This is a genomic window from Sphingopyxis sp. GW821-FHT12C06 (assembly GCF_058807415.1).
Genome location: NZ_JBXAQR010000006.1, coordinates 267303 through 285624, shown reverse-complemented (window position 1 = coordinate 285624; position 18322 = coordinate 267303). Strand labels below are relative to the sequence as shown.

Annotated in this window: 31 protein-coding genes; 15 read left to right on the top strand and 16 right to left on the bottom strand. The window is 63.2% G+C overall.

What is annotated here, in order from left to right; all coding sequences use genetic code 11:
* Positions 1-136: 136 nt before the first annotated feature.
* The 15 genes from AC1RRJ_RS18960 to AC1RRJ_RS18890 form a co-directional block, all read right to left on the bottom strand.
* Complete coding sequence (locus AC1RRJ_RS18960) at positions 137-1081, bottom strand: phage tail tube protein (RefSeq protein ID WP_493125563.1); 945 nt, start codon at positions 1079-1081, stop codon at positions 137-139.
* Positions 1074-1382, bottom strand: a complete 309-nt coding sequence (locus tag AC1RRJ_RS18955; protein ID WP_493125561.1) for a hypothetical protein — start codon at positions 1380-1382, stop codon at positions 1074-1076. The genes AC1RRJ_RS18960 and AC1RRJ_RS18955 overlap by 8 nt, the downstream gene beginning before the upstream one ends.
* Positions 1382-1801, bottom strand: a complete 420-nt coding sequence (locus AC1RRJ_RS18950; RefSeq protein WP_493125559.1) for a phage tail terminator protein — start codon at positions 1799-1801, stop codon at positions 1382-1384. The genes AC1RRJ_RS18955 and AC1RRJ_RS18950 overlap by 1 nt, the downstream gene beginning before the upstream one ends.
* On the bottom strand, positions 1798-2307 hold the full coding sequence (locus AC1RRJ_RS18945; protein WP_493125557.1) for a phage virion morphogenesis family protein: 510 nt from the start codon (positions 2305-2307) through the stop codon (positions 1798-1800). The genes AC1RRJ_RS18950 and AC1RRJ_RS18945 overlap by 4 nt, the downstream gene beginning before the upstream one ends.
* Positions 2304-3026, bottom strand: coding sequence for a phage protein Gp36 family protein (locus tag AC1RRJ_RS18940; protein ID WP_493125555.1), 723 nt, complete (start codon positions 3024-3026; stop codon positions 2304-2306). Before AC1RRJ_RS18940 ends, AC1RRJ_RS18945 begins: the two co-directional genes overlap by 4 nt.
* Positions 3023-3241 carry a hypothetical protein gene (locus AC1RRJ_RS18935; protein WP_493125553.1) on the bottom strand — a complete coding sequence of 73 codons (219 nt, stop codon included), beginning with the start codon at positions 3239-3241 and terminating at the stop codon, positions 3023-3025. Before AC1RRJ_RS18935 ends, AC1RRJ_RS18940 begins: the two co-directional genes overlap by 4 nt.
* Before the next feature lie 4 nt (positions 3242-3245).
* Entirely contained in the window at positions 3246-3473 is a 228-nt protein-coding gene (locus tag AC1RRJ_RS18930; protein WP_493125551.1) for a hypothetical protein, read from the bottom strand.
* Between the two features lie 256 nt (positions 3474-3729).
* Positions 3730-4260 carry a hypothetical protein gene (locus AC1RRJ_RS18925; protein ID WP_493125549.1) on the bottom strand — a complete coding sequence of 177 codons (531 nt, stop codon included), beginning with the start codon at positions 4258-4260 and terminating at the stop codon, positions 3730-3732.
* 144 nt (positions 4261-4404) lie between these two features.
* Positions 4405-5331, bottom strand: a complete 927-nt coding sequence (locus tag AC1RRJ_RS18920) for a capsid protein (protein ID WP_493125547.1) — start codon at positions 5329-5331, stop codon at positions 4405-4407.
* 55 nt (positions 5332-5386) lie between these two features.
* A complete protein-coding gene (locus AC1RRJ_RS18915; RefSeq protein ID WP_493125545.1) occupies positions 5387-5764 on the bottom strand; it encodes a capsid cement protein in 378 nt (125 codons plus the stop codon).
* Positions 5765-5768: 4 nt separating this feature from the next.
* On the bottom strand, positions 5769-6731 hold the full coding sequence (locus tag AC1RRJ_RS18910) for a phage protease (RefSeq protein WP_493125543.1): 963 nt from the start codon (positions 6729-6731) through the stop codon (positions 5769-5771).
* Positions 6732-6800: 69 nt separating this feature from the next.
* The gene (locus tag AC1RRJ_RS18905) at positions 6801-7121 is read right to left on the bottom strand and encodes a hypothetical protein (RefSeq protein WP_493125541.1); all 321 of its coding nucleotides are present in this window, start codon (positions 7119-7121) and stop codon (positions 6801-6803) included.
* Positions 7118-7384, bottom strand: coding sequence for a hypothetical protein (locus AC1RRJ_RS18900; RefSeq protein WP_493125539.1), 267 nt, complete (start codon positions 7382-7384; stop codon positions 7118-7120). The genes AC1RRJ_RS18905 and AC1RRJ_RS18900 overlap by 4 nt, the downstream gene beginning before the upstream one ends.
* A 325-nt stretch (positions 7385-7709) precedes the next feature.
* Positions 7710-8057, bottom strand: coding sequence for a hypothetical protein (locus AC1RRJ_RS18895; protein ID WP_493125537.1), 348 nt, complete (start codon positions 8055-8057; stop codon positions 7710-7712).
* A 9-nt stretch (positions 8058-8066) separates the two neighbouring features.
* Positions 8067-8771: a LexA family transcriptional regulator gene (locus AC1RRJ_RS18890; protein ID WP_493125535.1), complete on the bottom strand. Its 705-nt coding sequence runs from the start codon at positions 8769-8771 to the stop codon at positions 8067-8069.
* Positions 8772-8785: 14 nt separating this feature from the next.
* Here AC1RRJ_RS18890 and AC1RRJ_RS18885 point away from each other — a divergent pair, with 14 nt between their 5' ends.
* From AC1RRJ_RS18885 to AC1RRJ_RS18825, 13 genes are all read left to right on the top strand, one after another.
* A complete protein-coding gene (locus tag AC1RRJ_RS18885) occupies positions 8786-9061 on the top strand; it encodes a helix-turn-helix domain-containing protein (protein ID WP_493125533.1) in 276 nt (91 codons plus the stop codon).
* Between the two features lie 77 nt (positions 9062-9138).
* A complete protein-coding gene (locus AC1RRJ_RS18880; RefSeq protein ID WP_493125531.1) occupies positions 9139-10917 on the top strand; it encodes a DDE-type integrase/transposase/recombinase in 1779 nt (592 codons plus the stop codon).
* A gap of 16 nt (positions 10918-10933) precedes the next feature.
* A complete protein-coding gene (locus AC1RRJ_RS18875; RefSeq protein WP_493125529.1) occupies positions 10934-11704 on the top strand; it encodes an AAA family ATPase in 771 nt (256 codons plus the stop codon).
* A gap of 367 nt (positions 11705-12071) precedes the next feature.
* Entirely contained in the window at positions 12072-12752 is a 681-nt protein-coding gene (locus tag AC1RRJ_RS18870) for a hypothetical protein (protein ID WP_493125527.1), read from the top strand.
* A 2-nt stretch (positions 12753-12754) separates the two neighbouring features.
* Positions 12755-13162 (top strand): helix-turn-helix domain-containing protein, encoded by a 408-nt coding sequence (locus AC1RRJ_RS18865; protein ID WP_493125525.1) that lies wholly within the window; start codon positions 12755-12757, stop codon positions 13160-13162.
* Positions 13163-13402: 240 nt separating this feature from the next.
* Positions 13403-14017, top strand: coding sequence for a host-nuclease inhibitor Gam family protein (locus AC1RRJ_RS18860; protein ID WP_493125523.1), 615 nt, complete (start codon positions 13403-13405; stop codon positions 14015-14017).
* A complete protein-coding gene (locus AC1RRJ_RS18855) occupies positions 14014-14274 on the top strand; it encodes a hypothetical protein (RefSeq protein WP_493125521.1) in 261 nt (86 codons plus the stop codon). Before AC1RRJ_RS18860 ends, AC1RRJ_RS18855 begins: the two co-directional genes overlap by 4 nt.
* Entirely contained in the window at positions 14271-14546 is a 276-nt protein-coding gene (locus tag AC1RRJ_RS18850) for a hypothetical protein (RefSeq protein WP_493125519.1), read from the top strand. The genes AC1RRJ_RS18855 and AC1RRJ_RS18850 overlap by 4 nt, the downstream gene beginning before the upstream one ends.
* Entirely contained in the window at positions 14543-14971 is a 429-nt protein-coding gene (locus tag AC1RRJ_RS18845; RefSeq protein ID WP_493125517.1) for a helix-turn-helix domain-containing protein, read from the top strand. The genes AC1RRJ_RS18850 and AC1RRJ_RS18845 overlap by 4 nt, the downstream gene beginning before the upstream one ends.
* Entirely contained in the window at positions 14968-15237 is a 270-nt protein-coding gene (locus tag AC1RRJ_RS18840; protein WP_493125515.1) for a LexA family protein, read from the top strand. Before AC1RRJ_RS18845 ends, AC1RRJ_RS18840 begins: the two co-directional genes overlap by 4 nt.
* Complete coding sequence (locus AC1RRJ_RS18835) at positions 15234-15452, top strand: hypothetical protein (RefSeq protein WP_493125513.1); 219 nt, start codon at positions 15234-15236, stop codon at positions 15450-15452. Before AC1RRJ_RS18840 ends, AC1RRJ_RS18835 begins: the two co-directional genes overlap by 4 nt.
* Positions 15449-16165, top strand: coding sequence for a regulatory protein GemA (locus AC1RRJ_RS18830; RefSeq protein WP_493125511.1), 717 nt, complete (start codon positions 15449-15451; stop codon positions 16163-16165). The genes AC1RRJ_RS18835 and AC1RRJ_RS18830 overlap by 4 nt, the downstream gene beginning before the upstream one ends.
* Positions 16162-16680: a hypothetical protein gene (locus AC1RRJ_RS18825; RefSeq protein ID WP_493125509.1), complete on the top strand. Its 519-nt coding sequence runs from the start codon at positions 16162-16164 to the stop codon at positions 16678-16680. Before AC1RRJ_RS18830 ends, AC1RRJ_RS18825 begins: the two co-directional genes overlap by 4 nt.
* On the opposite strand, the gene AC1RRJ_RS18820 is transcribed toward AC1RRJ_RS18825, so the two are convergent.
* Positions 16655-17557 carry a hypothetical protein gene (locus AC1RRJ_RS18820; RefSeq protein WP_493125507.1) on the bottom strand — a complete coding sequence of 301 codons (903 nt, stop codon included), beginning with the start codon at positions 17555-17557 and terminating at the stop codon, positions 16655-16657. The genes AC1RRJ_RS18825 and AC1RRJ_RS18820 overlap by 26 nt on opposite strands.
* A gap of 171 nt (positions 17558-17728) precedes the next feature.
* On the opposite strand from AC1RRJ_RS18820, the gene AC1RRJ_RS18815 reads away from it, so the two are divergent.
* A complete protein-coding gene (locus AC1RRJ_RS18815; protein WP_493125505.1) occupies positions 17729-18034 on the top strand; it encodes a hypothetical protein in 306 nt (101 codons plus the stop codon).
* A complete protein-coding gene (locus AC1RRJ_RS18810; protein WP_493125503.1) occupies positions 18031-18321 on the top strand; it encodes a hypothetical protein in 291 nt (96 codons plus the stop codon). The genes AC1RRJ_RS18815 and AC1RRJ_RS18810 overlap by 4 nt, the downstream gene beginning before the upstream one ends.
* Position 18322: the final 1 nt, after the last annotated feature.

The window sequence follows — 18322 nt, the reverse complement described above, 5'->3', positions numbered from 1 at the left end:
ATGGCGGGGATGTTCGGCTCCCCGCGCCGGACCCTGAACGAGGGCGAAATACTATCCCCCCGCTCGCTCCGGCATGACCTTGGCTCGGACCCCGCCGCCCCGAACGGCAGCCGCAGGCCTTCAACGCCCTCGGGTGTCAGCTTGCGGTGATGGTCAGATCGTCCTGACCCGCGTCGGTGTTGAACCGCAGGTCGATGTTCCACATCAGCTTGCGGGCCGCGGCGTCATAGCTTTCGTTGATCGCGGTGATCTGCGCATAGGCGCAACTGACTTCGATGATATTGCCCGCATCAACGCCATGGGTGAGGACAAAGGGAATGATCGACGAGTCGTCGAGCGACGCGAGATAATCCTTGACCGCCATAGACGGCGCTTCGACGACCAGACGGGCGGTAATCCCATGATCGCCGCGATTGACGTAGCGGGCGCCGATCAGGTTGCGCAGCGTGATGCCGACACCAGCCTCAAGCGTGAACTGCTGTGTGATGCACGCGAAATTGTCGAGCATCAGCAATGTGTTGTCGCTGTTGACCTCGACTGGCGCGATCCACCGGTCGAAGTTCGCGACGCCGGGGACATTCACGGCGCGGGGCAACACCTTCGGCAACAGCAGGGTATAGCTCAGCCCAATGAAGGGATAGGCGCCGGCCGTGAAATCCATGGTGAATGAGCCGCGCGAACCAAGGCCCTTGCGATGCTGGTCTCCAATCCAGTGATATTGGGTGAGCGACGACTGGGGCACGTTCGCAGGCGCCATGCGCTGCGTCGCGCTGGCGTCAGGCACAAGGACAGGTGCAGCCATGCCGCATCCTTCCAGAAATTCCATGAACGGCGCGGCGACGCCCGGATCGCCCGAACCGGCGACCTCAAGCTGATAGCTTACCAACTGCCGCTTGTTCGTCGAAGCGGTCGGCGCAAAGCCGAACGTCCCACGATCCAGATTGCGGTCGAGCGGATCGGCGGCCAGCGGGGTCGCGCTGAAACCCTTCGTGACCACCGCATTGGCCGCAAGAGTTGGCGCCGCATCGACGCCGTAGGTGACCTCTTTCTTCACCGCCAGGACTTTGACGTCATCAACCATCGGGGTTCTCCGTTTCTGCTTCGCTGGCGGTCAGCGCGGGATCGTCGATGCCCGCTTCGGCGAGCCACTGGCGGCGCGCGGGGCCGGAAGTCGGCAGGCCATATTCATCCAGTTCCAGCCCGGTTGCGGGATCGCGCGGGCGCGGTGCGGTCGGTTCGGCCTGAGTCGTCACCGGCTCGGCCGGCTTGCCTTTGCGCGGCCGCGTGGGCCGCTCGGCATCACTTTGCGGCGCTTCGATTTCTGCGCCGCCGGTCAATGTGGCGGTTGACTGAAGTGCGGTATCGGTGTCACCATCCGACATCAGCTAGTTCCTTTCCTAAGTCTCCATGCGGTCTTAAAATCTACGGCCCATGCGACCCCCCAGCCGTCAGCGGCTATGAGCTGGCCCCCGACATATTCGGTTGCCCCCGTCGCATCGGGATGTTTCCACGCCGCGAGCGCGTCGATGACCTTGCGCTCCTCAAGCTCCAGCTCGCGCGAGGGATTGCCCACAACGCGAGCGGATGGCTTGAGCACGATGATGACGCGAAAGCGGGCCTCGACATGCTGATCGTGAATACCGATCATCTGATTGGCCCCGGCCGCATCGCGGGCCGGAATGACGAAATGCGCCGGACTGAAGGCGGGAGCGCCTTTCAGGCCGGCCCATTCCAGAACGCCTTCGACTTTCGAAAAGCCCTTCTCCGTCATGCGATCAACGATCGGCTGCGCAGCAATCATGCCGCACCCCCGCCCGACCAGGCGCGTTCAAGATGCTGGATCAGCACGCGGTCGGTCAGCTCGATATTTTCGTCGGTAAAGCCGACGAACGAGCGCCGGGGTAGGGTTACGCTAGCGCGCGGACCGTGCGGCGTTTTCAGCGCTTTGCCATTGCGGGGACGGATCGTTGCACCCTTCTGATGCGCCCAGGCATAAACAGCCGGCCCACCCGTTTCATAGACACCGACCGCCGCGAAGTCGGCGCCGCTGTCGCGCTCGAGCGCGTTGAACAGGTCGCCGCTCTTGCGCAAAGTCGGACGCCCTTCGTCCATCGCTTCCTGCGATGGCTTCCACGGAACGCCATCGGGATCGCGCTGCGCGTTGAACCGATCGAGATGGTCAGACAGGAACTCACCGGAAAGATCGGCCATCGGTTCGGTCAGGTCCATCGCGGCTTCCCGCACGCGACGCAGAGTCGGGGCAAGCGTGTCGATCGACTCGATATCGAGGATCAGGCCACCGCTCACCAGCCGTACCTCGTCAGGCCACCGGGATAGGCGCGACCGCCCGAATGAAAGGACACGCCACCATCCTCGCTCGGCGGCGCGGCCGGCGCGCCGGGCAGGCTCGACTTGCCATCTTCGATCCGCTCTAGCGCGCGCATGGCGGCTTTCGCAGGGGCGTCGATGCCGTCGGGCGCACCCGTGGGATAAAGGCGGGCACGGGCGATGTCACCGATCCACACCTTCACGAGCTGCGGCACGTCGCCGAGCGGCAACGTGTATCGCGCGCCGATCGCGCCCTCGACGATCGCCTGGGCAGCGGTCAGCGCACCGACGAGCAAATCCTTGCCGATGCGGCCGTCGCCCAGCTCGTCGGTCATACGGATGGTTTCGGTCAGGCCGAAGCGGCCTACAAATTCCTCGATCGACAGCATCGGCGCGCCGCCGTTCGGCATCGCCCATTTCAGATCGAGGACGGCGACTTCCACCTCTTCCTGCGCCCGCGCGCCGGATGCGTCGTCAACCGTGACGGTGACCAGATAGCGCTCGCCATCGGTGCCGCCCTCGATGCTCAACGTCAGCGCCCCGGCGAAAATCTGGCTATCGGCGACCACCGGCTGCGCACCGCCAACCAGCCCGCGTGCCTCGACATCGATGCCGACCAGTGCGCTGATCGTGGCGACGCCGCTGAACTCCATAGGCAGGAGCCGGACTTCGGCAGGCTGTTTGACGATGAGTTTCATTGGGCTTTCACCGACCGTGCAAGGCGCTTGAGCGCCGCGCGGTGACGCACGATCGCGTGCACCTGACCTATGGGCCACAACAGGACGCCAAGCAGACCCAGCGTCCAAAGCTCGCGCCTTGCGCGCGAGGTCGGTTCGACGAACGAGGCGAGAGCCAGCAGGCCAATCCCGCAAATCAGCCCGACTGCATAGATGATGAAGATGACCTGCAACACGGCTTCAAGCTCCGGTCAGCGGATAGGAAGGAAGCGTCGCGGCGAAGGCGATCGCGATCAGCCAGCCGATCGCGCCCAGCAGCGCGACGGCAGCGCCGATCAGGAAGATGACCAGCCCGGCTTCGAAGAGCGGAGTGTAGCCCCACGGCGCCGCCCGGATGACGGGCAGCGCCATAAGGATGATGCCGGCGAGCATCACGACGCCAGCGATCTGCGACGACAGCGCGATCATGCCGCCCGCCGATGCCGGCGACGAACGCGCCGGCTGATATGAATGCGGTTGGACCGTTTGCGAGGGCGCGCGGCAACGCGCCGGCTTCGGTAACGCGACGTGCCGCGATTGGGCCCCACCCGCCATTTACCCCGAAGGGACTGGAGCGCCGCCGATACCGGCGACAAGACGGCGCGATCACGCTCGATCACTACGGCCGGTGCCGCTGCAATCATCGAGCAGGCGGCCGCTGCGATCATCACACCCCAGCCCCGCATTATGCTTGGCCGCTATCAGCAGCGGCAGCTTTTGCAGCGCGCGCGTCGAAGATCGCCGCCGCGATAACGGGTATGGTCGCATTGTCGGGCGTCGCGATCTCTTCGGTTTTGGCGAGGGCAACGAGCTTGGCCTTGCCCAGCTTGATCAACTGCTCGACCGACTGCGGCTCATCCTCGGGCTCTTCCGGGGGCAATCGCGGCGCGCCCACCAAATCATGGGCGCGCCCGTTCGCCAGGTCATAATCGATATGTTCCTGAAGCGCGGCGATGGCCTCGTCGCGATGAGGAAAGGAGGTCCAGCCTTCAAAAGGATCGCCATCGACCGCCACTTCGACATTCAGCGCCGGGTCCTTCAGGATATCGAGCAACTGACCTTCGTCGATCTCGGCCGGGCCGATGTATCGAAACACAAAGCCGAAGCGCAGGTCGCCGTGAACGACGACGCCGACCGGCGGGACAGTGGCAATTCGCATTCCCACGTCGCCGTCCACAATGACCTGAATGTCCTTGAGGGACTGAGCGGCGCGCATATCCTCAATTTCGATCGGATCGCCGGCGGAATAATCCTCGCCATCAAAGCCCAAGCGGTCGCAGACCAGAAATTTACCCATCGAAACTCTCCAATAATGTCAGGAAACGGCGGGCGCCGCGAAGGTGGCGGCGCCCGAACCGGATCAGGCGAAGGCGTTCTGGAAGAAGTAGCCGGCCTGATTGGCGACGATGCGCTCCTTCAGGCTTTCGCCGGTTCGGCACGCGGTGCCGCCGCGCATGCCCATGTTCTTGTCGGCCCACTGCGCGGCGATGCGATCGCCCCACTGGAAGGACGCTCCGAATTGCAACGCACCCTTGGCTTCCGGCACGGGCGCCTTGTGGACCAAGGCCAGATGCTTGCCCCACAGGCGGTAGAGGACCGGAGCCTGCCCACGCTTGACCGAGTTGCCACGTGCGGCACCAACGATGACTTCGTCGACCTCGAACAGTTCGGCCACCGCCTGCCGGGTAGCGTTGCCCTTCTTGGCGCCTGTGCCGAGACAGGCCTCGACAATCTCGGGGTGCGTTCGGAACTTCGTCCAGCCTTCCTGCCCGAACACCATCTGGTTCGGCCGCACCAGAGGCAGATCGAGCGCGGCGTTGACCTTCGCGATCGGCGAACTGGCAGGATCGCTGAACTGCGATCCCGCCCCCAGCGTCTCGCGAAGGCCGGGGTCATAAGTCGCGTTGTTGAAGACAAGGCCGGAGGCACGGGCCTCACGATCGAGCGCGATCAGTTCCTGAAGAAATTCGACTTCGTTGCCGAGCGGGTCGTAACGCTCGTCGGCATTGTCCATGTCGGCCTGTGGCACGCCGCCATCAAGCCCGAAATCCTCGGTGCTGTCGGTGACTTCCGTGCCCTCAAGATTGACTTCGTTGGGCTTCGACTTTCGGCCGACACGGGTTTCGGGAATGTTGAAAAACTGGTCCACGCCATACCGCATGAACTTGAATTCCTGTTTCCCGACGCGAACGCGCGGCAACACGTCGTCAGCGATATACTTGGCGTTCTTGTAAGCGATGGCGATCGCGGCCAGATGCGGATCGATGGGATAGGCGGACAACGACATGGAAATTCCTCACATAAAAAATGGGGGAGCCCGGCGCCGCAGCGCCGGGCAGTGATCAGCCCTGAATGCGGCCGGGGAAGAAGTTGACGACGCCGATGTCGCCCAGGACACCGGAAACCATGGCTTGACCGCCCGTATTGACGTTGGCGCCGGCAGCGGGGGCGGCAGTGATCGCGCGCCCTTGGGCGTCCGAAGTCAAAAGGTCGCCGCGCGCAACCGGGCCGCCATATTCAATTTCGGGAAGCCCGGCCAAATGAACGTCGCAGGGTTCATTGATCGCCGCATCAATCTCCGACGACACGCCGATGATCGGCGCCCCTACGGTGGCAGCCAGTGCGGCGGTATCGGCGGCGCCAAATTTCACGAAACGACGACGCGGGACGGCGGCTTCGGCTTTCAGGTTTTTGGTCAATGTGGTGCTGAGGCCAACCATCGGATTAAGCTCCCTTCTGCTTGTTGGTGACGTGTCGAACGGCGCGCGCTGTCGAAATCGGGCGCCCGGCTTTTGCCTCGGCTTCCGCGAACGAAGCAGCCTCGGCAGCGATGTCGGCCGGATCGGCCGCGCCGATCGGCTTGCCATCGTCGGCCGCAACTTCGCCCAGGCTGACGAGCGGCTGGGCCTTGTCGAAAATCTTGATCAGCGCGGCGCGCGGGGTCAGCTCGACGCCTTCGCCAAAGCTGACCGTATCTTCGCTGCCCAGCGCATCGAGCACGCCGACGAGCAAATCCTTGCCTTCGGGCTTGATCTTGGCCTCGGCGAAAATGTCTTCCGCAAAACTGACGTTGGCGGCATGCCGGTCGGCCGCGGCCTTGTCCGCAAGCTCCTTTTCACGGGTTGCAACGGCGGCTTCGCGATCGCCGAGCGTCTTTTCACGCTCGGCGAAGCTGGCCGCCCGATCCTTGTCGTCGATGTCCGACATCATATTCTCCTGTTCGATGGTGACGAGGGGGCCGGCGTCGCCGTCGGCAAGACTCACCGTCCCCAGTCCTTTGACCGAGGGCGGATGCGCGCCGAGAAAGCCGATATGCTTCAGATAATATCGGCCCGGCGCCGGATTGTTGGGACTGTCGGGCGGGTAGAGCTGCGCCGAAATCTTGCGATAGCGCCCGGCATTCACCATCTCGGCGAAGCTCGCATCGGTCAGCTCGGGATCGGGATAAGCGAAGATTTCGTCGCCCTGGACGTCCATGCGATCGACCCAGCCATAGGCGGGATGATCCAGCTTGGGATGTCCAACGACCAGCGGTGCCGGGTCTTTCGCGGCATTGTAGCTCGCAACGATATCGGCAAGCTCGGTCTCGCCGAACGTCAGCTTCTCACCTTCAACCGACGTGAAAGTGCCTTTCCGGAATATCCGGATCGGGTCGATGTTCTCGGCGGGGGCGGCTGCGTTTGTCATGCCCCACACCTAAGCCGGGGGGCTGACTATGACCGGCAGCCGCTAGCGGCTGTCCGGGTCAGTTCACGCCTATGACTTAGCCGCAGCGAAGAGCGGCTGGCAAGCGCTCGCTTCGGCGATCGATGAAATCAGCCCCTCGGGCGGCACAAACCAGACCTTGGCCAGCGCGTCGATTTCGGCCAGCGTCGGCGGCTCGCCAAACGACAGCTCGAACAGGCGCTCGCCCGCAATCCCCGTCTTTTTGGTCAGCACGGCATAGGGCGTGCACATCTGCCCGACCCAAGCATCGAACCAGCCATTGCCATTGGCAATCCACCTCGCGACGGGATGATCGGCCGAATAGGCGCGAACCTCTTTGACGATCGGCCGCTCGCCCTTGCGCCGGCTCATAGGAGCTGCTTCGCGAGCTGGTTCAGCGAAACTCGCCGTATCTGCACGATGCCGTGTTCGCGCTCCAACACGCGCAGCCGCTCGGCGACCTTCACCGGGGAGAAATCCCCAGCCGCATCCTCGTCGACGTCCGCGTCGGTCGGCGGCGCGGGATAGCGAGGGCGCGCGCCGCCGCCGTGCTGGTCGATCTCGGTTAGCAGCTCCTCGGCCGTGCCGACGAAAAGGTCAGGTTGGTCATCCAGAAGGGCAAGAGCATGGGGCATGGGGGAAATCCTGTATTCCGACTCGCTTGCCCGATTGTTCCACTTTTGTTCTCATTTGTCCATGCTGGCAGCGCCGCGCAGGCGGGACCGGGAACCGGACCGCTCAAATTCTGCCCTGTGCACGCTGCACAGCGGGTTCGATGGGAAATTATGGGGTTGCCTTGCGCGCAGCCGCTGGAGGCGGCTCTACGGGCAAAATTTCAGCTATCCTGCTCAGGGGGAGAACAGCCCCCAAAGGCCGATCGCGGCGCTGACGATCGACAGGACGAGCAACGCCCCGAACTCGACCAGGAGCAATCGCCGCCGCATCAGTGCGCGGCCCCGATCAAAAGGCCCGCTTGGGCGGCGGCTCGACTGTGCATGTCCCGGCATCCACCATCTTCGGAACTGACACCCTCCGCGTCACGGTCAAGTCAACACGGCTTATTTCGTACTCAATGGTGCGCTGCCGGATCAGCACCTGATCCTTGGAAAATACGGCAGGCCCCTGACTGGTGTAACCTGTCGCTGCGACGATAACCGCCGCGCGAGCCAAGCCCTCGTCGAGAACAAAGCTGAGGAACCAATCCTTGCCATTGCTCGGAATATTGCACTTCAGATAGGTGGGCGCAGCAAGGGCCGGCGCCGCGAGAGCGGAACCCACCATCCCCGCCAAAATGATCAGCTTCCTCATTTACCTCCCCTAAACCCGTTTGATCACAGCAACGACACGACCGAGGATATCAATCTCCCCGTCGTGAACCTCGTCATCCGGAACATTCGCATTGTCGCTGCCCAGCAGAATGGCCCCGTCCGGCTTAGGCCTAATCCGCTTCACCATTCCCATGCCGCCCACCGTGCACGCCCAGATCAGGCCTGCGAACCGGGGCGTCTTATCTGACGTATCGATCAACATGACGTCGCCATCGTCGATTGTCGGCGACATCGAATTGCCAAGCCCCGGCGCAAAAAACAGCTTGTCGGGACTGGCCTTCGTATAGTTCCGCAACCAATCCAGCGCAAAATACCGGACAGTCTTCCTGACATGACCATCGTCAATGAAGGTCGCACCCAACCCAAGCGCTAGATCCAGCTCCTGGATCGCGACGACACCGCCGTCGTCAATGACATCGTCTGACGTGTCCGGCTCTTCCTCATCAACCTCAAGAACCCATGTCGGCTTTACCCGCACAAGCTCGCACAATCTCTCAAAGTTTCCGACAGTTGGAGTGGCGTTGCCGTTCAGGATTTCGCTCAGCGATTGACGCTTGATCCCCACCAGTTCGGCCACCGACCCGACAGTCCCAAATGACTTTACCGCGCTCTTCAATCGCTCGGCGGCGTGCTTCGTCCAGCCAACAACTCGCGCACGTTCATTTTTCGGTTGACCTGACATGTTACCGGTCATACTGACAAGTCGTCATGCAAACAGACCTTCAAACTGACTGGCACCCTGAGGATATCAAGGCAGCCATCCGCAAACAGGGCGCCACGCTCGCCGATTTGGCGGCGCAAGCGAACGTGTCGAAACAAACCGTCAGCGCAGCCATTGAGCGACGAGCCTCTGAGCGCGTCGATTTGCTGATTGCCGACTTTATCGGGGTGAAACCGCACCTGATTTGGCCTTCTCGTTACAACGCAAACGGTCAGCGCATTCGCTACCGGGTCGCCCGCCTGACATCACAGGTGGCCGCATGACGCGGACCTATCACAAAGGCGCCAGCGCGCCAACGTCCCCCATTTGTTCGGATTTGACACCGTCTCAGGACGGCACAGTGACCGCCAAACTGCCCGGTTTCGCGTCAGCTAGCGAACTCGCTGCCGCAAACCTTCCGGGCCTACCCACGTCGCACAGTGCCATGGTTCGCCGCGCGAAAGCTGCGGGTTGGACCCATATCGAACGACTCGGACAGGGCGGCGGTCGCCTCTATCGCGTGAGCGATCTTCCCGCTGACGCACAGGCAGCGCTCCGTCAGCATCGCGTAGATGTCTTGACGCCCGCTCCCATGGGGCGCCCGCGCGGGACCGACTATTTCACCCTCAATCCGAACGCCGCTGCTGCGGTTGAACTCTACGTTTCGGAGCGCGCCTTGTCGGCGCCCGCCGTGATGGAGTTGCTGCAGGCCGACTTTTTCACGCTGCCGTCGCTTCGCTCACTCCAGCGCTTCATATCGCGGCTGGAGGAGGAGCGGGCGGTCGTGATCGCGTCGATCCGCGACCCAGACACCTACAAGGGCAAATATCGCCTCGCGCTCGGCCGTGCCGATGCCAACACCGACCGCGCGCATCAGATTTGGGAGCTGGACGCGACCAAGGCCGACGTGATGACGACGGATGGCCGCAAGATGATCCTTGGCGTCATCGACCGCTGGTCTCGCCGCGCAAAGTTCATCGTCGCCGAGTCTGAAAGCGGGCAAGCGATCCGCCGTTTGCTGATCAGCGCGATCCAGCATTGGGCCGTGACGCCCGAAACCATCATGACCGATCAGGGCTCGGGCTTCGTCGGCAAGGCGATCGTCTCGGCCTGCGAACTGCTCGACATCGAACATTGGGACCTGCCGCCCGCGTCGGGCGACAAGAAACCGCATATCGAACGCCTGTTCGGCACCTTCACCCGCGCTCGCGCCGAACTGTTCGACGGTTATATCGGCCACAGCGTTGCCGAGGCGCAGAAGCTGCGCGCAAAGGCGCGCAAGGACACCGGACGTCCCGTGATCGAAGCGCGCATGTCCGCTGCCGACCTTCAGGCCGCGCTCGATGCGTGGGTCGATGGCGTCTATCACCAGCGCGAACATAGTTCGCTGCGCATGTCTCCGATGCGCAAATGGCTCTCCACGCCCGTTCTTCCGCGCGCGCCAGCCAATGCCGATGTGTTGCGCAGGGCTCTGTCCGCCCTCGTCGGACCGCGCACCGTCGGCAAACGCGGCATCCAGTGGCAGAGCGGACGCTATTGGGCGACCGGCCTCGCTGCATGGGTGGGCCGTCAGGTCATCGTCCGCCGCGTCGAGGATGAATTGGGCGAACTGCTCATCTTCTCGCCCGATGGCCTGTTCATCGACATTGCCGTCAACGCCGGACGCTCTGGCCTGTCGGAAGCCGAGTTCGCGACCGAAGCGCGCGCCCAGCAATCCCGCTGGATGAGCGATCAGCGCGCCGACCTGAAACAGCGGGCGAAGGACTATAGTTTCGAGAAAGCCCGCGACGCCATCTTGCGCCGCGATGCCGAGGAAGCGGGCAAGCTTGTCCAGTTTCCCCAGCCGACCCAGCCACATTCGACGGCCGCAATCGAAGCCCTCGCCGAAGGCGCCGGATCGGCCGCGCCGCAGCCAGCGACGCGCGAGCGCTCCACCCCCGCGACCATTCTGCCGATGCCCAAATCGCCCGCGCAAAAGATGCGCGAAGCCGACGCGATCATCGCCCGCGCCGACGGCGGCGAAGCCGTCGAGGCCGACGAGCTGCGCCGCGCCCGGCTCTACGTGACCACCAGCGAATATCGCGCCCAGCGCGCGGTCGCCGAACACCTCGCCCCCATCGCCAACCAGACTTCCGCCTGATCGAAGGAGAATGACCTTGACCGACCTCTTGACCCGTCCGGCACCGGCGCTCGACGTGCCCCGAAGGGGATATGCGCCGCTCGCCAACATGGCGCTTACGCTGCAAACGATCGTCGAATGCACGGAGGCTGAGGAAGATCAGCCCCGCATGGGCCTCGTCTATGGCAATTCCGGCTATGGCAAGACCGTCGCCGCCGCATTCGCCGCCGCCCAAACCGGTGCCACCTATATCGAGGCGAAAAGCCTCTGGACGGTTCGCGCGCTGCTGGAAGCGATCGCCGAGGAATTGGGCATCTCCAAGCCCGAGCGCACGGCACCGCGGCTGTTGCGCCAGATCATCGACGAACTGAACCGCGCGCCGCGTCCGCTGATCATCGACGAAATGGACCATCTGGTGAAAAAGCAGATGGTCGAGATCATCCGCGATATTCACGACGCCACGTCGATCGCGATCCTGATGATCGGCGAAGAGGCGCTGCCGACCAAGCTCAAGGAATGGGAGCGGTTCGACAACCGCATCCTTGTCTCGACGCCCGCCCAACCCGCATCGTCCGACGACGCGCTCCTGTTGCGCAACCACTATGGGTTGGCCGGTGTGATTGCCGACGATTTGGCGATCCATTTCGCGCAGCGGTGCCGGGGCGTCACTCGTCGTATCGTCAACAACCTGCGCGCTGCCGCCCGCACCGCTGCGACCGAAGGCGTTGATTGCATCGACCGCGCATGGTGGGGGCCGCGTCCTGTCAGCAACGGCGACATCCAGACGCGCCGGAGCATGGGCGCATGAGCGGACATCCTCGCGCCGTTCCGGTTTCCGCAATTGAAACCAAGCGACTCCTCAAAGAGGCGGGCGGGCGTACCCTACATCTCAGCATTGGCCGAGACGGAGCAGCACTGCATCCCGATTGCAAATGGCCTGAACCGCTTCTGGCGCAATGGCGCGCAGATAGCAGCTTCGACAGTCGCGAAGTTTATCACGGTCTTTATCGCATCTTTTGGAAAGCCGGAGGAACCTCGTTGGCAGCGATCGGCAGCGACCGGCAGGGCCGTCGCTGGATTGCTCCGACGAACTGGACGAGCGCCGGACTTTTGGACGAAACGATTGACAGGATCGCTTGCGTCGAAGGCCCCGGCGAATGGCCCGGAGCGTTCGCATGACCGCGCTTGCCGCCGCCAGCCCGTGGCGCCCCGTCGATCGTCTGCGCGATCCGGCGCAGGCGCTGTGGAGCGAGCTGCGCTTCGCTGATGCGCCGGTCGATGAACTTGACCTGCTCGTCGGGGCAGTCCGCCATTGCGAAGATGCCCGCCCCACGCGCGGCGCGACGCTCAAGCTGCTGGAAACCTTGCTCGGCCGCTGGGTCGGTGCCCGCTTTGTGGTCACCGAGCCCGGCAAGCCTCCCCGCTATTCCCTCGATCGGAGTTGTCTGTCGATGGCCTCGCCCCCCGCGTTGCCCGCGCCCGCGCGCGCCAATCCCTTGCCCCGTCGCACCCAGCGTCAACGCCTTTGGTCGGCGATGCGCGTCTTGCGCAATTTCGATCTGACCATGCTGCTGATCGCCGCAAATGCGAAGCCGACTGCTGCGCGCAACATGCTCAGCATTTTGGAACGCGGCGGCTGGCTGCGCCGCACCGCGACGGGCTGGAGCACAGGCGCCGCTCGGCCATGGGGACCCGTCGTCCCGTCATGGACGCGGATCGTGGAGGCGGGGAAGCCGATCCTTCGCGTCACCGATCATCGCGACAGCTCGATCATCGACCTGCCGGTCCGCCGCCATCGTGCGCAGTCGCGATTGGACAGCTCCACCGAAGCCTTCGTGGATGGGGGGGTAAGTTAACCATGTCTGGTAACGTTAATAAAAATGACGACCTGAACAACCTCGACCGCGCCCGCGTGGCGTGGGGTCACGATATGCCTCGCTGGGTCCGACTGCTCGCGAGCGCAGCCGATGCGACCAGCCAACGCGCGGCGGCCGACCGGATCGGCAAATCCAGCCCCTATGTCAGCCGGATTATCCGCAACAACTATACCGGCGACATGGCGGAGGCCGAAAAGCTCGTGCGCGCCGAATGGGGCGCCGAGGATGTCGATTGCCCGCTGTGGGGCTCGATCCCGCTGTCCAGTTGCATGACCGCGCGGCGCCGATCGGCGCCGCCGACCAACCGGGTCCACCATGTGCATCGGCGCACCTGTCCGACCTGCCCCAACAACCTCGACGGCCCGGCCGCCGAAGAAGGGGGCGCCTGATGTGCCCTCCCGTCGTGTCCCGGCGCGCGCAGTGGCGCGCCGCGCTGCTCACCGTCGCGTGGCTGTTCCCGCTGCTCTGGGCGCTCGTCTGGGGCGTGATGGCAGTGACGCCATGACCATGATCACCGAACCGCCGCCGCCGCTCTGGCCGCAGCTTCTCATGGTTGCGTCCGCAATCATCGCAGGCGGCTTCCTCGCCGCCGCCGTCATCTTCGCATCGCTCGTCTGAAAGGAATTCCCATGGGCCGCCGCAAATCTGCACCCCAAAAAGCCCCGACCACAACCGCCGAGGCAATCGCCCGGCTCGAAACCTATTTGGGCAAGATCGGCGCGATCGAGCGCCTGAAGGCTGACGCCGACACGTCGATCACCGCCATCGAGGCCGACCGCGACAAGGCGATCGCGCCGCTGGAAGTCGAGGCCAAGGATTTGTTCCTTGAGCTGCGCGCCTGGTGGGGCGTCGCAGGTGCCGCGCTGACCGAAGGCAGGCGCAAGTCGATCGAACTGGCGGGCGCGCTGATCGGGGAGCGGACCACGCCCCCTTCGCTGAAACTCCCGAGGGGAAAGCCGGTCGCCGAGATCGTCTCGGAACTGCTCGACGCACTCGGTGGCGACTTCCTGATCACGACCAACAAGCTCGATAAGGCGGCGATCGTCAAAACGCTTCGGATGCAGCTCGACCCCGAAGACTTAGACGACGCAGCGGCTCTCCACGAGCAGAGCATCCTTTCGGAAAAACTCAGCCTGACCGTCTCGCAGCGCGAAGAATTCTTCATCGACCGCGCGGCGCCGAAAGAACCCGATCCTGAAACCGTCGCGACTCCGGCGCCGGCCATCGTCGAGGTGCCGGCATGATCCGGGTCCAGAGCAATGTCGTTGGCGAAGCGCAAATCCTGATGCGCTTCACCAACGGCTGGACCGCCGCGATCGCGCCTCACGCCGATGGCGCCGCGACCCTCGCCGCGTGGGCCAGCCACGACGATCAACCGTCCTTCGAAACGATGAAGGTTGGCGGTGGCGGCTCCGTCCACCCCGCCGACGAGATCGCTGATTTCCTGATCCAGATTTCCAGCCAGCCGGTCGCGGCACTTTCGCAGGCGGTCGCACCGTGAGCGCCGGTCGCTTCATGACGGTCCCGGCCAGCACCGTGCTGACCAGCCCGCCCCCCGGCGCGCCGTGCCGCGACGGTATCGGCTTGGCCGTTGTCGATGGCCAGTTGTGCGTCGCGATCGTCGATGGCGCCAGCGGTCAGATCATGGTCGCACGGCTTCACCAGTCCGTCCTCGACGAATTCGCCGGGGTGCTGGCTGACCATCTGTCCGAAGTATCGCCAGTGGTGGCGGAAACGCTCGCGGAGGCGGAAATATGGCCCACGATGCAATGACCGATATGGTCACCATCCGCATCGATCGTTTCGCGCGCTGGATGCCCCAGCTCGTGCGCGCGGTTGCGATCGTCGGCGACGTGACGCCGGAGGCGCTGGTCGGCCCCAGCCGTTCAAAATGGCTGGTCATGCTTCGACAGGCAACGGCGCTCGCCGCGCACGACGTGCTGAGGAAGTCTTATCCCCAGATTGCTGGCGATCTGGGCGGCCGGGACCATTCAACGATATTCGCTGCGCACCGTCGCGCAGTAGCGCGCCGCGAAACCGACGGGGAGTTTCTTCAGTTGTCGGACGTCGCACTTGGCATCGCTCGCGCGATCGCCGGTCGCGAGCTGCAGGAACCGGCCATCGAACCCGAACTGCCGCTGTGGAACACGCTTCCCGCCACATCCTCTGACATCGCAGAACTTGAGGTGATTTCATGACACCGCACGAAAAACAGCTTCTCGATTTTATTCGCCAGCGCGTCGCCGAAACCGGATGCGCGCCAACCTTAACCGAAATGGCTGATCATCTTGGCCTGAAGGCAAAATCGAACGTCGCCCGCCGCGTTGATAGCCTTGTCCGACAGGGCCTCCTTGTGCGCCGTCCGCGCTCCACGCGCGGCCTCACGCTCAATACCTCGGACCTCGCTCATGTTCCCACGGCGGCGCTGCAAGCCGAGTTGGCGCGGCGCGAGGTGAACCAATGAGCGATCTTCTCCTCCGTCAAGCCGTGCTGCGCATAGTCCGCGGCCAAACCGAAATCGCCCTTTCGCGCATCCAGTTGGCGCTGAGCAACGCCGGTCAGGAAGTCGGCGGCGTTGCCCTGTCACGGCAACTGCGCGCGCTCGGCTTCCGCCGTGATGGCTGGCATGGCGTCGGCTACGATCGGACGCCCCGTTATATCTGGGGAGCATCGGCATGACCGCGCGCTCCGCACCCCGTCGCGCCGCCAAGCCCATCAGCCCTGAAAACGCGCTGATGCGCGCGATCATGGCCGCGTGCAAACGCCAGAAGATCGACAAGGACGAGCGCGTCGGCATCCAGACCCACATCATTGGCAAGACGTCGATGAAGAAAATGACCGTCGCCGAGCTGACGAAGCTCCGCGACCATTTTAACCGCGGCTGGAAGGGGCCGACAAATCAGCGTCCCCATGTCGGCAAAATCCGCGCCCTATGGTGGTCGCTTTACTGGATAGGTGCGATCGAAAGCGTCAGTGACGACACCTTGAATGCCTTTGTAAAACGCCAAACACACATCCAGCACATTAACTTCCTCGACCACACCAAGGCGGCATCGGTGATCGAGGCGCTGAAATCATGGCTCGAACGCGAAGGCGTGATGTGGTGGTCGGCCGACGAGCTGGCGGGCGTCGCCAGCACAGCGGGGCCGACTTCGGCGGGAACCGCCTTTTCGTCCGCCGAGGCCGATCGCCACGCCGTGCTGTCGCAGCTCGCGATCCGGCTCGATCGGGCCGGACTGATGGGACGCTTCGCCCTCTATCCGTGGATCGGCCAATGCATCGGCCGCCCGACGGTCAAGCAATGGTCGTTCAGCACGTCCGAACTGGACATGGGCCTCCGCGCACTGGGCAAGAAATATCGCGCCCACCTCGCCAAGGTTCAGCGGCTATGAAACTCAACCGCCCCTGCACGATCGACGAACTGCCGATCCCGCAGGACGCTCGCGTCACTGCGAAATGGACCGAACAGATGCGCGAAATGGCCGCCCATATCGGCGCCCATCGGACGCTTCTGGTCGTTGACGCGCTGGGCGGGCAACAGATCGACATCCCCAGCAACCCGGCCAACAACCGCATGGCTGCCGTGATCGGCGACGAAGGCGCGACAACCATGTCGCGGATTTATGGCGGCAACAAGCTGTGGGTCCCTGTCGGCCGTGCAGCGCTCAATGAAGCCCGCCGTGGCGGCATCATCGCCGCAATCCGTGAAAAGAGGATGACGATCGCCGAAGCGGCGCCGATCCTGAAAACCTCGCGCAGCTATCTCGGCTATCTGGTCAACAAGACCGACGAGGGCGAGGATGTCGAACCCTATGTCCCGCGCAGAGGTCAGCCCGATCCGCGCCAGCTCGACATGTTTCTAACCGCTGGCAATCCCCAATCTAAATCCCCCGGTTGTGACGATTGATCGCTACCCAACGTTCGGTGAAGGATTGATTTTGGAGCCTATCGACTTCAGCTTTTGCGGCGAATTCCGTCCATCGCTTTTGTTTAAAGGCATCGAGATATTCCACTCGCCCCCATACATAGAGATACTTTCCCTTGTCAGCGACAAGTTCCAGATAGTCGCGAGGCAAATGGCTGTCAGCAATGCAAAAAACGGGTGAGCCAATGCCGACAGTTGCGGAGCCCTCTTCAGCTCCGCCACGCTGGAGTGGGAAATCGAAATTGGGAGCAAGCGGCTGATCCGACATGGACCAGTTCGCCCAACAATCGACTTCGAATGCTGGCGTCTGGCCCGCGTTGATCCATTTGATCACAATTCTCCAGTCGCCCTCATCAGTCGCGACCTCAATGTCGCCGAAGCAGAGATACGCACGGAGCTGACGTTCATTGCTCTCTCGCGTTTGGCGCAAATCGGTGATCAAAAAGCCAAGTGCAATTGCCGCAACGATAGTTTGTCCGATCACCGCCCAAAAATTGTTTCGAGCCCACACCACCGCATTTTCTTGCGCTGACAGTCCCTTTCGTTCCCGCTCATTTCGCTCTTTCTCAAAACGGTCAATTTGCGCTTCCCGAGCGGCCGCAATCTCCGTTGCGACCTGCTCGATCGCGCGGGCCGTGTCGGAGGATGTGCTGACAGTCCTCGAAGGTGCAACTTGCGCGTCGGCCGTAAAATGGGCCTCTTCAGCGTTTGACGTGGTCGCGGTCGCGACGCCGATCAGAAATAGAAATGCGCAAATCCTAGACAATTTCATCGCAATAAATCCCCCGAGTTGCCTTCGCCGCTCATTTCTGAGATTTAGATATGTGTCCATGAAAAAGTAATCGCTCTTCTTGGTCAACGTATCGGTGGTGTAAGTCGCTAGCGGCTGCCCGCCCCAGCCCCCAACCTCTGACAATGTGACCCCACGCGCGGCGCCAGAAGGCGCCGCCGATTTGCACCTGCAATCGGGGGTTACATGGGTTCCTTCTTGGCAAAGTTCATGGTCTTTTGGCCACTTGCCGTTTTCGCAATGCCGGTCCTGCTCGCGGTCGGCCTTCTCTGGCTTCGCACCAAATTCCCCGACATCGTCGCTTTCAACAGGGCTGTGGGCGAGATTTCCGACCTCAAGACGAAGGTGGGAATGTTCGAAGTCGAGTTGCGCGAGCTGCGCAACGACATCGAGAGCGAACCGACCCGCGCGCAGGTGCTTTCCCAGCTCAGCGACGCAATCTCGCGCTTGAGCCGGGTGGAAGGCGGCATTGAAGGCGTCAACCGCCAGCTTCAGGCGCAAAGCCAGTGGATACAGGCCCTCGCACTGCCGGAGGGACGCCGATGATCCATCCCAAAATCCAGCCGGTAGTGCGCCGTGCTATCCTTGATCTGGTCGAAGATGTCGGCGGCGAGATCAACGACGATACCGCGACCATCCTTCTCAACGAGCTTGGCCATCGCGTTGGCGGCCCCGATGTCGTGATCGAGCTGCGCTGGCTCGCCGATCGCGACCTGCTGAAATTGCAGGAATATGGCGCGCTCATCGTCGTGTCCTCGACATCGGCGGGGCTTGCGGCCGCGCGTGGCACCATGCGTTTCGAGGGCGTCAGCCGCCACAAAACGGGGGAATGAA